15 protein-coding genes are annotated in these 15,205 nt (G+C 61.5%); 11 read left to right on the plus strand and 4 right to left on the minus strand.

Annotated elements, in window-relative coordinates; all coding sequences use genetic code 11:
* The first annotated feature begins 171 nt into the window (after window positions 1-171).
* Window positions 172-1,830 carry a nitrite/sulfite reductase gene (locus HX805_RS17760; RefSeq protein ID WP_003210800.1) on the plus strand — a complete coding sequence of 553 codons (1,659 nt, stop codon included), beginning with the start codon at window positions 172-174 and terminating at the stop codon, window positions 1,828-1,830.
* Complete coding sequence (locus HX805_RS17765; RefSeq protein WP_003210798.1) at window positions 1,814-2,308, plus strand: DUF934 domain-containing protein; 495 nt, start codon at window positions 1,814-1,816, stop codon at window positions 2,306-2,308. Before HX805_RS17760 ends, HX805_RS17765 begins: the two co-directional genes overlap by 17 nt.
* 44 nt (window positions 2,309-2,352) lie before the next feature.
* Here HX805_RS17765 and HX805_RS17770 read toward each other — a convergent pair whose 3' ends face one another.
* Together HX805_RS17770 and HX805_RS17775 are read right to left on the minus strand one after the other, a co-directional pair.
* Complete coding sequence (locus HX805_RS17770) at window positions 2,353-3,999, minus strand: SulP family inorganic anion transporter (protein WP_177117127.1); 1,647 nt, start codon at window positions 3,997-3,999, stop codon at window positions 2,353-2,355.
* Window positions 4,000-4,079: 80 nt separating this feature from the next.
* Window positions 4,080-5,357, minus strand: a complete 1,278-nt coding sequence (locus HX805_RS17775) for a serine/threonine transporter (RefSeq protein ID WP_102604662.1) — start codon at window positions 5,355-5,357, stop codon at window positions 4,080-4,082.
* Window positions 5,358-5,609: 252 nt separating this feature from the next.
* On the opposite strand from HX805_RS17775, the gene HX805_RS17780 reads away from it, so the two are divergent.
* From HX805_RS17780 to HX805_RS17790, 3 genes are all read left to right on the plus strand, one after another.
* Entirely contained in the window at window positions 5,610-5,993 is a 384-nt protein-coding gene (locus HX805_RS17780) for a tautomerase family protein (RefSeq protein WP_003210790.1), read from the plus strand.
* Between the two features lie 52 nt (window positions 5,994-6,045).
* Window positions 6,046-6,642 carry a TetR/AcrR family transcriptional regulator gene (locus HX805_RS17785; protein WP_102369272.1) on the plus strand — a complete coding sequence of 199 codons (597 nt, stop codon included), beginning with the start codon at window positions 6,046-6,048 and terminating at the stop codon, window positions 6,640-6,642.
* Between the two features lie 216 nt (window positions 6,643-6,858).
* Window positions 6,859-7,395 (plus strand): cysteine hydrolase family protein, encoded by a 537-nt coding sequence (locus HX805_RS17790; protein ID WP_087692888.1) that lies wholly within the window; start codon window positions 6,859-6,861, stop codon window positions 7,393-7,395.
* 15 nt (window positions 7,396-7,410) lie between these two features.
* Here the strand turns inward: HX805_RS17790 and HX805_RS17795 are convergent, their stop codons facing one another.
* Window positions 7,411-7,737, minus strand: coding sequence for a hypothetical protein (locus HX805_RS17795; RefSeq protein ID WP_003210784.1), 327 nt, complete (start codon window positions 7,735-7,737; stop codon window positions 7,411-7,413).
* A complete protein-coding gene (locus HX805_RS17800) occupies window positions 7,734-8,219 on the minus strand; it encodes a hypothetical protein (protein WP_177029357.1) in 486 nt (161 codons plus the stop codon). The genes HX805_RS17795 and HX805_RS17800 overlap by 4 nt, the downstream gene beginning before the upstream one ends.
* A 29-nt stretch (window positions 8,220-8,248) precedes the next feature.
* Between HX805_RS17800 and HX805_RS17805 the strand changes: the two genes are divergently transcribed.
* The 6 genes from HX805_RS17805 (at window position 8,249) to HX805_RS17830 (ending at window position 15,110) form a co-directional block, all read left to right on the plus strand.
* Entirely contained in the window at window positions 8,249-9,199 is a 951-nt protein-coding gene (locus HX805_RS17805; protein ID WP_102369274.1) for a 2-hydroxyacid dehydrogenase, read from the plus strand.
* A gap of 91 nt (window positions 9,200-9,290) precedes the next feature.
* Entirely contained in the window at window positions 9,291-11,147 is a 1,857-nt protein-coding gene (locus tag HX805_RS17810) for a pilus assembly protein TadG-related protein (protein ID WP_177117128.1), read from the plus strand.
* Window positions 11,148-11,277: 130 nt separating this feature from the next.
* Entirely contained in the window at window positions 11,278-12,345 is a 1,068-nt protein-coding gene (locus HX805_RS17815; protein WP_003210778.1) for a phosphotransferase family protein, read from the plus strand.
* A 19-nt stretch (window positions 12,346-12,364) separates the two neighbouring features.
* Window positions 12,365-13,132 (plus strand): SDR family oxidoreductase, encoded by a 768-nt coding sequence (locus tag HX805_RS17820; RefSeq protein WP_003210776.1) that lies wholly within the window; start codon window positions 12,365-12,367, stop codon window positions 13,130-13,132.
* A 59-nt stretch (window positions 13,133-13,191) separates the two neighbouring features.
* Window positions 13,192-14,625 (plus strand): PLP-dependent aminotransferase family protein, encoded by a 1,434-nt coding sequence (locus HX805_RS17825; RefSeq protein WP_102604666.1) that lies wholly within the window; start codon window positions 13,192-13,194, stop codon window positions 14,623-14,625.
* 83 nt (window positions 14,626-14,708) lie between these two features.
* Window positions 14,709-15,110: a cupin domain-containing protein gene (locus HX805_RS17830; RefSeq protein WP_003210770.1), complete on the plus strand. Its 402-nt coding sequence runs from the start codon at window positions 14,709-14,711 to the stop codon at window positions 15,108-15,110.
* Window positions 15,111-15,205: the final 95 nt, after the last annotated feature.

The raw sequence follows: 15,205 nt of genomic DNA on the forward strand, positions 1-15,205 counted from the left end.
GATTGCCCGCATGACAAATGTGGGTATCGCGATAACCGTTCTCATTAGGCCATTTGGTTATTTGCATATACTCAAACATCACTTTTGCGCATAAACGCAAACTGGTATCGTGCGCCGGCTCCGTTGGGAGTGCGCGGCCGTGCGCGCAGATTTGCCGAGAACAGGACCTATATGTACGTATACGACGAATACGATCAGCGCATCATCGAGGACCGCGTCAAGCAGTTCCGTGATCAGACCCGACGCTATCTGGCAGGTGAACTGAGCGAAGAAGAGTTCCGCCCTCTGCGCCTGCAAAATGGCCTTTATGTTCAGCGCTTTGCGCCGATGCTGCGGGTTGCCGTGCCTTATGGCCAACTGACTTCCCGTCAGACGCGCATGATGGCCAAGATTGCCCGCGACTTCGACAAGGGCTATGCCCACATCAGTACTCGCCAGAACGTTCAGTTCAACTGGCCGGCGCTGGAAGACGTGCCGGACATCCTGGCTGAATTGGCCACCGTGCAGATGCACGCCATTCAGACCAGCGGTAACTGCCTGCGCAACGTGACCACCGACCAGTTCGCCGGCGTTGCCGCTGACGAGCTGATCGACCCCCGCCCATGGTGTGAAATCGTCCGTCAATGGACCACCTTCCACCCGGAATTCGCCTACCTGCCGCGCAAGTTCAAGATCGCCATCAATGGCTCGACCTCGGACCGCGCCGCCATCGAAGTGCACGATATCGGCCTGGAGCCGGTGCATAACGCGGCGGGCGAGTTGGGCTTCCGTGTGCTCGTCGGCGGTGGCCTCGGTCGTACGCCGGTAGTGGGTGCCTTCATCAACGAATTCCTGCCGTGGCAGGACCTGTTGAGCTACCTCGACGCGATCCTGCGGGTCTACAACCGCTACGGCCGTCGTGACAACAAGTACAAGGCCCGGATCAAGATCCTGGTAAAAGCGCTGACCCCCGAGGTGTTCGCCCAGAAAGTCGACGCCGAGATGGAACACCTGCGCGGCGGCCAGACCACCCTGACCGACGCCGAAGTGCACCGCGTTGCCAAACACTTCGTCGACCCGGACTACAAGGCCCTGAGCAATCAGGACGCCGCGTTGGCCGAGCTCGATGCGCAGCACCCGGGTTTCGCCCGCTGGCGCACCCGCAACACCCTGGCCCACAAAAAGCCGGGCTATGTGGCCGTGACCCTGTCGCTGAAACCTACCGGTGTTGCACCGGGTGACATCACCGACAAGCAACTGGACGGCGTCGCCGACCTGGCCGAGCGCTACAGCTTCGGCCAGCTGCGCACCTCCCACGAGCAGAACATCATCCTCGCCGATGTTGAACAGTCTCAACTGTTCACCCTGTGGGGCGAGCTGCGCGAGCAGGGTTTTGCCACGCCGAACATCGGCCTGCTGACCGACATCATCTGCTGCCCGGGCGGCGACTTCTGCTCCCTGGCCAACGCCAAGTCGATCCCGATTGCCGAATCGATCCAGCGCCGTTTCGACGACCTGGACTACCTGTTCGACATCGGCGAGCTGGACCTGAACATCTCCGGTTGCATGAACGCCTGTGGTCACCACCACGTCGGCCACATCGGCATCCTGGGCGTGGACAAGAAAGGCGAAGAATTCTACCAAGTGTCCCTGGGTGGCAGCGCCAGCCGCGATGCGAGCCTGGGCAAGATCCTCGGCCCGTCCTTCGCCCAGGAAGCCATGCCTGACGTGATCGGCAAGCTGATCGACGTGTACGTTGAACAGCGCACCGAAGATGAGCGTTTCATCGACACTTACCAGCGCATCGGCATTGACCTGTTCAAGGAGCGCGTCTATGCAGCGAATCATTAAGAACAACGAAGTCCTCGACGAAACCTGGCACCTGCTGCCCAAGGATGCGAGCTTCGATGGCATCTCCAATTGCGACGACCTGATCGTGCCGCTGGCCCTGTGGCGCGAGCACGCCCACGCCCTCAAGGCCCGCGACGGCGGCCTGGGTGTGTGGCTGGACGCCGATGAAGAAGCCGAAGAGATCGGTGATGACGTGGAGCACTTCCAGGTCATCGCCCTGAACTTCCCGGCCTTCACCGACGGTCGCAACTACTCCAACGCCCGCCTGCTGCGTGACCGTTATGGTTACAAGGGCGAGCTGCGGGCGATTGGCGATGTGCTGCGCGACCAGTTGTTCTACCTGCGCCGCTGCGGGTTCGATGCCTTCGCCTTGCGCGCGGACAAAGACCCGTATGAAGCGCTGGAAAGCCTCAAGGATTTCTCGGTGACGTACCAGGCCGCGACGGATGAACCGTTGCCGTTGTTCCGCCGCAGGTAAGCTCGCGTCAATAAAAAGCCCCGACCAGTCGGGGCTTTTTGCATTCAGGCGGTGGGTTGCAACGCGAGTTGCACTGCACCATCGACACTCAACCCGCTGATCAGCACCTGGGGCGCACACGCCTCAGGCAGCGTCTGCAACACCTCCTGCGCCTCATGCCGTACGCGGGCCAGCACCAGGCATTTGCCCTCCCCTCGCACCTGTACGAAAAACGCCTGCAATGCCTCGATGCTGGTGCCGTCCAGGTCGGGGGATTCTTCCAGGCTGAGCACTACCGTGTGCACCGGTAACGTAGCGTGCCGCATCAGGCTCAACACCGCCCCCAACACTCGCTCGGCATTCGCGAAGAACAGCGCTTCACTGGGCCGCACGATCAGCACACCGGGGATCCGTTCGGCGCTCGGGTGATGCAGCAAGTCGACAAAATCATGTCCGCCGTCAATGCGCCCCAACTCGCGCACGTCCGCCGACGACATCTGGCGCAACATCAACACCACGCTGATCCCGACCGCCACCAATAACCCATCCAGCACCCCCAGCACCAACACCGCCGCCACCGCGCAAATCACCAGCAACCGGTCGCGCCTCCAGGAGAAATAGCGGCCCAGGGGCTGCAGGCTCAAGCCACGGCCCAAGGCGTAAATGACGATGGCGGCAAGCACCGGCTCCGGCGTCAATGCCACCAGCGGCAGCACCGTCAGCACGATCGCCAACACCACCAGCGCCGCCACGGCGCCCGCCAGCCGCGAGTTGGCTCCCGCCGCCTCATTGGCCGATGTCACCGAATACCCGGCGCCGGTGGGCATGCCCTGGAACAGCCCGGACAGCAGGTTGGCGGCCCCCAGCGCCAGCAGGTCACGGTTGGATGACACGCGATCACCATGCTTGAGGGCGAAGGAGCTGATGGAGCCGTAGGACTCGGCGTAAAGAATCATCACCATGGCAAACGCCAACTCTCCCAGGCGCAGCCAGTCGGCGAACGGCAATACCGGCAAATGCGCCAGTTCCAGGCGCAGGTCGATGACGCCGATCAACGCCACGCCATGGGCCTGCAGATCCAGCCACTGGCCGGCGGCAATCCCGAGGATCACCACCAGCAACCCGCCCGGCAGGCGCCGAACTCGCGCGCATAGCCAGAGCAGCAGCAACGCGACGCCCGCGACGGCAGCGGCGGCCCAGTTCCAGCGCGGCAGTTGCTCCAGGAGCTGGGGCAGGAAGCGAATCAGGTTGTTGTCGGTCAGGTGCACGCCCACCACGCTGGCCAACTGCTTGAGGATGATCGTCAGCGCCAGGCCAAAGGCAAAGCCACGCAACACCGGCTTGGCGATAAACGAGGTCAGCCCGCCCAGCTTGAGCATCCCGGCCAACAGGAAAAACGCCCCCGTCACCAGTACCAGGCCCATTGCCAGGCTCAGCCTGAGTGCCGGGTCATCCCCCGCCAGCGTTGCCGTGGCCGCCGCCAGCACCGCTGCCGAGGACGATGTGGCAGAGACAATCGCGAAGCGGCTGGTGCCAAACAGGCCGTAGCACAACAATCCGGCAAACAAGGCGATCACGCCCGCCTGGGGCGGCAACGCGGCGATACTGGAATAGGCCACGGCCTCGGGCAGCAACAGGCCGGCGATGGACAGGCCGGCCAGCAAGTCTTGTGCACGGTTCGGCGTGGTGTCGCTCTCAGGCTTGGTGTTCAATCCCTAATTCCCTGGCAAAAAAAACGGCCAATCCGCTGTCTGCGAATTGGCCGTGATCATTGCACTGAAACCGGGTGCTGTCAGGACACCAGCGAATAAATCAGCGCGGTAATCGCCACCAGGCCCACCGCCGTGACGAACACGTTGGACGCCTGGCCACGGTACTTGGCCATCGCCGGTACCTTGCGGATCGCGTACATCGGCATCAGGAACAGGATCGACGCAATGATCGGCCCGCCCAGGGTCTCGATCATGCCGAGGATGCTAGGGTTGAGGGTCGCGACGATCCAGCACACCACCAGCATGAAGGCAGCCGTCATGCGGTCCAGAGTCTTGGCAGCCGGGCGACGGCCGCTTTTGAGCACCAGGCCCTTGAGGCCTTCACTGGCGCCGATGTAATGGCCCAGGAACGACTTGGCAATCGCCACAAACGCGATCAGCGGCGCGGCGAACTCGATGGTCGGGTTGCTGAAGTGGTTCGCCAAATAGGACAGGATCGACAGGTTCTGCGCCTTGGCTTCGGCCAGTTGCGCCGGCGACAGGGTCAGTACGCAACTGAACACGAAGAACAGCACCATCACTACCATCAGGATGTGTGCCCGGGACAGGATCTGCGAGCTGCGTTCCTCGGCGTGTTCGCCGTACTGGCGCTTCTGGTCCACCGCAAAGGCCGAGATGATCGGCGAATGGTTGAACGAGAACACCATCACCGGAATCGCCAGCCACAGCGTGTGCAGCAGCGCCGACGGGGCCGGCACGGTGCTGGCGGTGCTGAGGATGCCGCCGTTCCAGTGCGGCACCAGGTACACGGCGAGGAACAGCAAGGCGACGATAAACGGATACACCATCAGGCTCATGGCCTTGACGATCACCTGCTCGCCGCAACGCACCACGGCCAGCAGGCCGAGGATCAGCACGAGTGACAGGATCGCCCGCGGTGGTGGCGCGATGTGCAGTTGATGCTCCATGAAGCTGCCGACGGTGTTGGTCAGCGCCACGCTATAGATCAGCAGGATCGGGAAGATCGCGAAGAAGTACAGCAAGGTGATCGCGGCGCCGGCCTTGAGGCCGAAATGTTCTTCGACCACGTCGGTGATGTCCGAGCCTTCACGGCCCGAGAGCACAAAGCGGGTCAGGCCACGGTGCGCGAAAAACGTCATCGGGAATGCCAGCAGCGCGAGGATCACCAGCGGCCAGAAACCGCCAAGGCCCGCGTTGATCGGCAGGAACAAGGTGCCGGCGCCGATGGCCGTACCGAACAGGCCGAGCATCCAGGTGGTGTCCTGGCGGCTCCAGCTTGTGAGGGTTGCAGGTGTCGTTGCGTAGCGTTCGTCGACGCTATTGGCCTGATCATTCATCCGTTCGGATCTCCGCATTCACTCAGTCGAGACGAGTCAGAAAAACCTGACAGGCAGCGCCACGACCGAAACAGGGGCGCGATTGTCCGGGATTCGCTTGAAGAAGCAAAGACTTAGCTGAGGAATGGTTGTGCAGTGCAGAGGATTGAAGACGTTTCCGGCAGGGTCAATTTTACATTTCATAAGAAATCTATTTTATAAATTCATCACGTCATGTATTTTTAAAGCACGCCCCTCACTGGACTACCTGCCATGCCAATCGTGCGCATCGACCTTCGGAAAAACCCCGACGTCACCTACGCCAAGCGCGTCGGCGTATTGATCTACAACGCCATGCACACGGCTATCGGCGTGCCTGAGCACGACAACTTCCAGATCCTCACCGAACACGATGAACACCACTTCATCTATGACCCGGAGTACCTGGGCATCCAGCGCACCGACAACCTGGTGATCATCCAGATCACCCTGAATGAAGGCCGCAGCACCGAGCAGAAAAAGCTGTTGTACAAGACCATCGCCGAGAGCTTGAACCGTGAACTGGCGGTGCGCCTGGAAGATGTGTTTATCAGCCTGGTGGAGGTCAAGAAGGAAAACTGGTCGTTCGGCAACGGGATCGCGCAGTACGCCAGCTAAACGTTTTATGATGCCACCCATCACTGCCACCACCTGATCCAGAGAGCCCTCGATGCCACGCGTGTCCCGCAAACAAGCCGAACTCAACCGCGAAATCATCGTCGAGGCCGCCACGCGGCTGTTTCGTGAGCGGGGCATCCATGGCATCAGCGTGTCGGACGTGATGGCGGCTGCAGGGCTGACCCATGGCGGTTTCTACGGGCACTTCGAGTCCCGCGAGGCACTGGCCACGGAAGCCTGCAACCGGGCATTCGAGCAATCGAGCGAGCGCTGGCAGGCCAGGGTCGAGCAAAGCCCTGATCCCGAGGCTGCGCGCCTGGCGTTGATTGATCCGTATCTGTCGGCCGCCAATCGTGACAACCCCGGGGACAGTTGCCCGGTTGCGGCTTTTGCCGGGGAGATGTGCCATGAAGCCGCCGACAGCGCGTTGCAACGCAGCTTTATCCGGGGCTTTGAAGCGTCCATGGGCATCCTGGCCGCTACCCAGGCCACCGGAACCCCCGAAGGTGACCGGCAGGCCGCCATTGCCCAGTACGCGACGATGGTCGGCGCCCTCACCCTGGCCCGTGCGACCAAAGGCAACGGCCTGTCTGATGAATTCCTCGCTGCCGCCAGGAATCTCCTGATCCCGGAAAAAAACCTCGGCTGACGCGTTGACAGGCAAACGCCAGCGCCAGCATGATCGGCCCATGAACCTTATTCAGCTGGCCCTCACCCGTACCACCACCACGACCGCTTCCGGCGGGTCGTGTGGTAGCGGTGAGTGGCGCGCAAACTAAGCCACCCGGATTTACCCAAGGCCCCGCCAGCAATGGACGGGGCCTTTTTATTGCTCCGCCATCCGGCAAACACAAGGAGCAGTACCATGCCTGACAACAAGCGCCCCGCCCTGCTGATCATCGACATGCAGACCGGTCTGTACGATGGTCCGGAAAAACCCTACGAACGCCAGCGCGTACTCGACAACATCAACCAGCTGATTCAGCGCGCCCGACACGCTGGCGTGCCGGTTTTCGCTGTACGTCACACCGGCCCTGCGGGTTCGCCCATCGAGGTGGGCAGCCCGTTTTGGCAACTATGGCCAGCACTGGAGGTTGATGAAGCTCGCGACACGGTTTTCAATAAAACCCGGCCCAGCTGTTTTCTCGGCACCGAGCTGTCGCAGCAACTGGCGGCGGCACAGGTGAATGAACTGGTGATCGTCGGGATGAAAACCCAGTACTGCATCGACACGACGTGCCGAGTGGCCGTGGAGCTGGGGTTCTCGGTGCTGCTGCCGGAGGATGCCCATACTTGCATGGACACTCCGGCGTTATCGGCCGCATCGATTATCGAGCACCATAACGCAACCTTGGCCGGGGCATTTGTGCAGCGTGTGAAAGCTGACGATATCTGCTTCTAAAGCCTGGAGCTTTATCTAAGCCGAGGTTCTCAATACGTTGCGCAGTTCGCCATTGATCGCGCTCTGCGCAACAGCCAGTTGCTCCACCAGATCACCGGCTGCGTGCGCCGTTAACGCAATCACTGGGCGGTCCCAGTCGTAATTTCTTATTACATTGATGCGGAACCCACCATGGGTATCGAAGGAGGGGTACCAGCCGACATCCAATATAAGCCCACCGGCGTATTCAACCTGAAGCATGTCCTCTTTCAACAGGTGAACCTGACTCTCCATCGCCCCATCCTGCAAGATGGAGAGATCATCATGGGTGACGTTTCCGTCAATAAAGCCTAGTGAGATCAACTTGTTAACCTCCTGAATTCCTGCTCGGAAATCGGATGACCATGTATGACGCCCGCGCTTGACTCAATTCGAACCCAGTAACTGGGCTTGCCATCACTGGCACCTATGACTTGCGGATACTCCCTGAGTTTCCAGGGTTTTGCATGAGTGCTTGGCACTCCATTTTTATAGGCTTCTCGCTCAAGCTTTTCAATATTTATACCGGGCTTGTATTTGGCCGGGCCGTATCGGGTGCTGCTGACAATATCTTCCCAAGCTAGGTTTTTTGATGGGCTGTGCTTGTAGCCATAAGAGGTCCACTCGACGATTTCGGAGGTGGCAGGAACATGCATCCATGACGTCTCTGCTAAGGAAAGTCGTCGAAGTCTGCTGCAGTAAAAAGGCCTGGGACGAGCGGTCTGGAAAATCAGATTAGGCTGGTGAGAAATGAAATTTTTCTGCGGTAAAGAAACGATCGGGACTACAAATCCCGCATAATCCAAGCCTCTAATCCTTCAGGAAGAACCTTCCGATGCCCGTCACCGTTCTGGTCCTGGTTGAAACCATCAACGACTACCTGCCGATCATCGAAGGCAATGGCTTTCACGTGATTCTTGCGCCCACCCCGGCCGAACGCACCAAGGCCATCAAGACCCACGGCGGGCAGGTCCAGGCGGTGCTGACCCGTGGCCCGCTGGGCCTGTACGCCGAGGAAATCGCCGCGCTGCCGCTGCTTGAGATCATCTGCGTGATCGGCGCCGGGTATGAACACGTGGACCTGCAAGCCGCCAGCAACCGTGGAATCGTGGTCACCAATGGCGCCGGGGTGAATGCGCCGTCGGTGGCCGACCACGCCATGGCGTTGTTGCTGTGCCTGGTGCGGGACATTCCCCGGGCGGACGCAGCAGTACGGCGCAGCGAATGGCCCAAGATAATGCGCCCTTCCCTGGCCGGCAAACAGTTGGGCATTCTCGGCCTGGGCGCCGTGGGCCTGGAAATCGCCAAGCGGGCCGCCCTGGGTTTTGGCATGGAGGTGAGTTATCACAACCGCCAGCCCCGCGAAGATGTGGACTACACCTACTGCGCCACCGCCGTGGAACTGGCGCGGGCCTCGGACTTCCTGATCCTGGCCACCCCGGGCGGCGCCAGCACGCGACATTTGATCGACCGCCAGGCCCTCGACGCACTGGGGCCCAACGGTTTCCTGGTGAACATCGGCCGTGGCAGCGTGGTGGTCACCGCCGACCTGATTACCGCCCTGGAGCAACGGCGCATCGGCGGCGCGGCACTGGACGTGTTCGACGATGAACCCAACGTGCCCGACGCACTCAAGCGCCTCAGCAATACCGTGCTCACGCCCCACGTCGCCGGCCTGTCGCCGGAAGCCGCCCATGACACCGTGCAGCGCGTGGCGGACAACCTGCTGGAATACTTTGCCGGCCGCCCTGTGCTGACGCCCGTAGCACTGCCTCCGCGAAAATAATGGCCAATAGCCATGAATCCTTGCAAAACCTGACTACACTGCCTGAGGGGATACTCAGGATGCCGGTACTGGACCGGCGAAGGAACGCAGGATGGTTTGCCAAGGACCCGGCTCGGCCCGCCAACGCGGCGCAATAGGACTGATGGGTGCGATGACCCTGGGGATCGCACTGTTGTTCCTGTTGCTGGTGGTCGACAGCGGCCGGCTGTACCTGGAAAAGCGCAAGCTGCAACGGGTTGCCGACACCGCGGCGCTGGAAGTGGTCACCCGCGGCGGCGCCTGCGTGACGCCGAATACCAACGCCGCGCAATTCGCGATCCAAAGCGCAGCCCGCAATGATTTCCCGCTGAACGAAGACCGTACCCTGGCGACCACCTGTGGCACCCTGGTCACCGGGGCTGACTTCATGCGCGCCTTCAGCCCCAATCCCTCAAGGTCCGATGCGATCCAGGTCATCGCCACCCACCGCGTCGTCACCAGTATCGCCAACCGCCTGTTCATGCTGCTCTCCACCGGCCCTTTCGAGCCGACCATCCGGTTGCAGGCAGTGGCCGTGGCCGCCGTGCCCGCGCCACCGGTGGCCGTACTGACCATCCGCAGCACCTTGCTGACCGTGGACAGCACCAAGTCCGCCGCACTCAATGCGTTGATCGGCGGACTGCTGGGGGGCAAATTGCAACTCGACGCGGTGGGCTGGAAGGGCCTGATCAATACCGATATCAACCTGCTCAGTTACCTGGACGCGCTGGCGATTCAATTGAAGGTCAGCGCCGGCAACTACGACGAGTTGCTCAAGACCGACGCCAGCGTCGGCGATCTGATCCAGGCCGCGATAGATGTACTCAAGCTGGGGGGCGATGCGGTCAAGGTGGTGATCAATAACCTGGAAGCGATCAAGCTGATTGCACCCGGCACCAAGATCCTGCACCTGGGCGACCTGCTGACCATCCAGAACGGCACCGACAAGAGCGCCCTGGACGTTAACCTGCAACTGTTCAACCTGATCCAGGGGTTTGTGCAACTGTCGAACAAGTACAACGCGGTCGCGGTGGAGCTGCCGGTGGATGTGCTGGGACTGCTGAATATCACGGTCAAGACCAAGGTCATTGAACCGGCGCAGGTTTCCGCCATAGGTAACCCCAAGCTGATCGCCACCCAGCCGATCTACGTCAGGACCGCGCAAGTCAGGACGTTGATCTCGGTGAAACTGCCGGCAATCGGCGCGGTGAACGATTTACTGGGCGGGGTAACGGCGCTGGTGGGCATCTTGTTAGGCAGCTCCTTTGACCCCAAAATCGGCCAGCAAATCGATGTAGCACTGGAAGCCGCCAGCGGCAGCAGCACGGTCACCGGATATCGCTGCAACGGGCCTGCGGACAAAGCCTTGTCGGTGCTCGGTACCACCTCGGCGGTTAGGCTGATGGTGGGCCAGATCGACCCAAAAAACCTGTTTTCCTCCACAGCACCACTGAACGTTGACGAATTCCCATTACTCGACCTTGGGGTGAAGACCTGTAGCAACGGTGTCTGCGATCCCCGGCAACCGTATGGCGTGGGTGGCATCAGCCTGAAGATCGACAGCAGCGTGGCCAAGACCGTCCGGAACCACACTTACCTGTCGCCGCCCGAGTTGAAAAGCCCCCCGGATTACTTCAGTTTCAGTTCCAACAACGTGGTGGGCAGCTTGAGCAACACCCTCAATGGCATCCAGTTGATCAACCATCCACCGACACAGGGCGGACTGATTGGGCTGGTGCTGAACCTGGTGGTCGGCCTGGTCACCGGCGTACTGAATCTGCTCAGCGGCATCATCTCCGGACTGCTCAGCCCGCTCCTCGACCCGCTGGTCAATAACCTGCTCGCCGGCCTGGGCATCGACCTGGCAAAAGTCGAAATCGGTGCCAACCTGTCCTGCAACCCCGGCGGGCGCGCAGTTCTGGTGATCTGAGCACATCAAGCCCGCTGATCATCGGCCAACACGCTAACCTATTAAGCCGCCCCAACCTTGTGGCTCGGCGGCCGCGCGCATTAGATTAGCCAATAGTCCAAGGCCTTAAGAATAAGCAGAAGGGATAAGCATGGCGCTTAATGACCAATCGACCCAGATTCGCCCCGGCGAAGAACTTGATGCCAGCCTCATCGATCCCTACCTCAAGGCCCATATCCCGGGCTTGAGCGGCAGCGTCAAAATCAGCCAGTTCCCCGGGGGTGCCTCCAACCTGACGTACCTGCTGGAATACCCCGGCCAGGAATTCGTGCTGCGCCGCCCGCCCTTTGGCCACAAGGCCAAGTCCGCCCACGACATGGGCCGCGAATACCGGATTCTCAACCAGCTCAAGGACGGTTTCCCGTATTGCCCCAAGGCCTACGTGCACTGCACCGACGAGTCGGTGATCGGCGCCGAGTTCTACGTGATGGAGCGGGTCAACGGGATCATCCTGCGCTCGGACCTGCCGCCGGAACTGGGCCTGGACGCGGCGAAAACCGAAGCCTTGTGCAAAAGCTTTATCGACAAGTTCGTCGAGCTGCACCAGGTCGACTACAGCGCCTGCGGCCTGGCCGACCTGGGCAAGCCCGAAGGTTACGTGGAGCGGCAGATTCGCGGCTGGAGCGACCGCTACGAAAAAGCCCTGACCCCCGACGCCCCCAGCTGGGAAGCGGTACGTGCCTGGCTCAACGACAAGATGCCGGCCGACCACCCCACCTCGAGCATCGTCCACAACGACTACCGCTTCGACAACGTGATCCTCGACCCGCATAACCCGATGCAGATCATCGGCGTGCTGGACTGGGAACTGACCACCCTCGGCGACCCGCTGATGGACCTGGGCAACACCCTCGCCTACTGGATCGAAGCGGCCGACCCGGCCCCGGTGCAACTGATGCGCCGCCAGCCGAGCAACGCCCCCGGCATGCTTACCCGCCGCCAGTTCGTCGACTACTACGCCGAACGCTCCGGGATCCAGATCGACAATTTCGACTTCTACTACACCTACGGCCTGTTCCGCCTGGCCGGCATCGTGCAGCAGATCTACTACCGCTTCTTCCATGGCCAGACCCAGGACAAACGCTTTGCGCAGTTCATTCACATGAACAAGCTGCTTGAGCAGATGAGCCTGAATGTCATCAAACAGTCTTCCCTCTGACCCTCTTCAAGGAAAAACCATGTCCAAGACCCAACTGTTCGACCTCGACGGCAAGATCGCTTTCGTTTCCGGCGCCAGCCGCGGTATCGGTGAGGCCATCGCCAAGTTGCTGGCCCAGCAAGGCGCCCACGTGATCGTGTCGAGCCGCAAGATCGACGGCTGCCAGCACGTGGCCGACGCGATCATCGCCGACGGCGGCAAGGCCACGGCAATTGCCTGCCATATCGGCGAAATGGAACAGATCACCAACGTGTTTGCCGCGATCCGCGAACAGTTCGGCCGCCTGGACATCCTGGTCAACAACGCCGCCACCAACCCGCAGTTCTGCAACGTGCTGGACACCGACCTGGGCGCATTCCAGAAGACCGTCGACGTGAACATCCGCGGCTACTTCTTCATGTCGGTGGAAGCCGGCAAGCTGATGCGCGAGAACGGTGGCGGCAGCATCATCAACGTGGCCTCGATCAACGGGATTTCGCCGGGCGTATTCCAGGGCATCTACTCGGTGACCAAGGCCGCCGTGATCAACATGACCAAAGTCTTCGCCAAGGAATGCGCGCCGTTCGGCATTCGTTGCAACGCACTGCTGCCGGGCCTGACCGACACCAAGTTCGCCTCGGCACTGGTGAAGAACGACTCGATCCTGAAAATGGCCCTGGCGCAGATCCCCCTCAAGCGCGTGGCCGACCCGAGCGAGATGGCCGGCGCGGTGCTGTACCTGGCCAGCGACGCGTCGAGCTACACCACCGGTGTATCGCTGAATGTGGACGGTGGTTTCCTGTCCTGATTCGGCTGGCGGGTGACTTGCGGTAATCTTGCGGGTGATTGCTTGCCTCTGGATGAAACATGGAACTGCACGTCGTTATCAAGGGCCGCAAGGACCTGGCCGAACAGCTTTACCAGCAATTGCGCACGGCCATTGAGTCGGGACAACTGGTGGCCGGGTCGCAATTGCCTCCCAGCCGCTTGCTGGCCCTGCAACTGGGCGTGTCGCGCAAGACAGTCTCAGACACCTACGCGGCGCTGACCTACGAAGGGTTGTTGGTCGGCAGGATCGGCCGTGGCACGTTCGTCAACGCCTGGGCCACGCGCCGCGAACACCTGCAAAGTGCCGCCGACCTTGCCTGCGCCGCCAACCTGGCCAAGTGGCAGGCCCTTCCCGCGCCCATGGGTCACCCCAACCGTGAAACCCGCCCGAGCCGGGACTTTATCGGCGGTGCCACCGCCCGCAGCCAGTTCCCCCAGGATGAATGGCGGCGCTGCACCCTCGATGCCTTGCGCCGTATCTCACAGGACAGCGGCTTCTACAGCCGGCCGGAAGGCTTGCCGGCCCTGCGCAGTGCAATCGCCGGGCATATCGCATTTTCCCGTGGGGTCAGGTGCAGCGAAGACGACATCGTAGTCACCAACGGCGCCCAGCAGGCGCTCGACCTGATCGCCCGCGTGGTGCTGGAACCGGGCACCGTCGTCGCCATGGAAGACCCCGGCTACACCCCGGTGCGACTGATGTTCGACGCCATGGGGGCGACCGTGGTGGGCGTGCCGGTGGACGAACACGGCCTGCGGGTCGACTTGATTCCCGACGGCACGCGGCTGATCTACGTGACACCGTCCCATCAGTTCCCCCTGGGCATGCCCATGAGCGTGCCGCGCCGTGAGGCGTTGCTGGCACGTGCGCTGGCGTTGGGCGCCATCGTGATCGAGGATGACTACGACAGCGAATTCCGCTACGAGGGCCGCCCCACCGACTCCCTGCAAAGCATGGACACCCGCGGCGTGGTCGCCTACGTCGGGACCTTCTCGAAAACCCTGCTGCCGGAGTTGCGCCTGGGCTACACGGTGTTGCCGCCGGCAATTTTCGGCGCGGTGCTCAAGGCCAAGCAACTCACCGACCAGCACAGCTCCACCCTGCCGCAATGGGCCCTGGCCAAGTTCATCAGCGAAGGCTACCTGCTCAAGCACATTCGGCGCTGCCATGGGGTATATGCCGGGCGCCGGGAACGGATTCTGCAGCGCCTGGCGGGGGACCTCTCGCCGTGGTTCGACGTGGTGCCCACCGTGGCCGGGTTCCATCTGGCCGCACTGTGCAAGGTGCCGGTGAATATTCCGCAGCTCACCCAATTGGCACGGGAGGCTGACGTGGGGCTCTATCCGCTGAGCGTGTTTTTCCACGACACACCGGTACGCGAGGGACTGAAGATCGGGTTTGGCGCGATCGAAACCCTGGACATTGACCCGGCGCTGGACGTGGTGCGGGATATCCTGCGACAGATTGGCTGAGGGAATTTCCGCCGGATTGGCTATTGGTCAAATCCGGATCGGGGCCTAGGGTGAACGGGTCTCGACTCACTCGGAGCCTCACCATGAAAGTACTGCTCGGCACCACCCTGCTGCTGGCCTCGTTAAGCGCCTTTGCCCACGACCCGGTGTACAACCAGGAAAAGATCAACGTGTTGCAGGAACACGCCCTGGCCAACGTCCCCGGCAAGAAAACCGTGATGCTCACCGTGGACTATGCGCCGGGCCAGGCCACCGTGCCCCATAGCCACACCGGCACGGCCGTGGCCTATGTGCTGGAAGGTGCAATCACCTCGCGGGTCAACGATGAAAAGGCGATCACCTACAAGGTCGGCCAGTCGTTCTATGAACCTGCCGGCTCGCGGCACTTTGAATCCAGCAATGCCAGCCAGACCCAACCGGCGAAACTGCTGGTAGTGATGGTGATGGATGACAAGGCCGACGTGCTCACGCCGCTGCCCCACTAACCCGCGCCACCGCACCCTCCTGTGGGAGCTGGCTTGCCTGCGATGGCGGTGCATCAGACACAGTTGTGTTTGCTGATCCACCGCCATCGCCGGCA

It is taken from the genome of Pseudomonas sp. G5001 (assembly GCF_013385475.1).
GTDB lineage: Bacteria > Pseudomonadota > Gammaproteobacteria > Pseudomonadales > Pseudomonadaceae > Aquipseudomonas.

Excerpts from the sequence above, each read along its gene's own strand:
- HX805_RS17760 (WP_003210800.1), top strand. The coding sequence starts at position 172 with ATGTACGTATACGACGAATACGATCAGCGCATCATCGAGGACCGCGTC.
- HX805_RS17765 (WP_003210798.1), top strand. The coding sequence starts at position 1,814 with ATGCAGCGAATCATTAAGAACAACGAAGTCCTCGACGAAACCTGGCAC.
- HX805_RS17775 (WP_102604662.1), bottom strand. The coding sequence starts at position 5,357 with ATGAATGATCAGGCCAATAGCGTCGACGAACGCTACGCAACGACACCT.
- HX805_RS17780 (WP_003210790.1), top strand. The coding sequence starts at position 5,610 with ATGCCAATCGTGCGCATCGACCTTCGGAAAAACCCCGACGTCACCTAC.
- HX805_RS17785 (WP_102369272.1), top strand. The coding sequence starts at position 6,046 with ATGCCACGCGTGTCCCGCAAACAAGCCGAACTCAACCGCGAAATCATC.
- HX805_RS17790 (WP_087692888.1), top strand. The coding sequence starts at position 6,859 with ATGCCTGACAACAAGCGCCCCGCCCTGCTGATCATCGACATGCAGACC.
- HX805_RS17805 (WP_102369274.1), top strand. The coding sequence starts at position 8,249 with ATGCCCGTCACCGTTCTGGTCCTGGTTGAAACCATCAACGACTACCTG.
- HX805_RS17810 (WP_177117128.1), top strand. The coding sequence starts at position 9,291 with ATGGTTTGCCAAGGACCCGGCTCGGCCCGCCAACGCGGCGCAATAGGA.
- HX805_RS17815 (WP_003210778.1), top strand. The coding sequence starts at position 11,278 with ATGGCGCTTAATGACCAATCGACCCAGATTCGCCCCGGCGAAGAACTT.
- HX805_RS17820 (WP_003210776.1), top strand. The coding sequence starts at position 12,365 with ATGTCCAAGACCCAACTGTTCGACCTCGACGGCAAGATCGCTTTCGTT.
- HX805_RS17825 (WP_102604666.1), top strand. The coding sequence starts at position 13,192 with ATGGAACTGCACGTCGTTATCAAGGGCCGCAAGGACCTGGCCGAACAG.
- HX805_RS17830 (WP_003210770.1), top strand. The coding sequence starts at position 14,709 with ATGAAAGTACTGCTCGGCACCACCCTGCTGCTGGCCTCGTTAAGCGCC.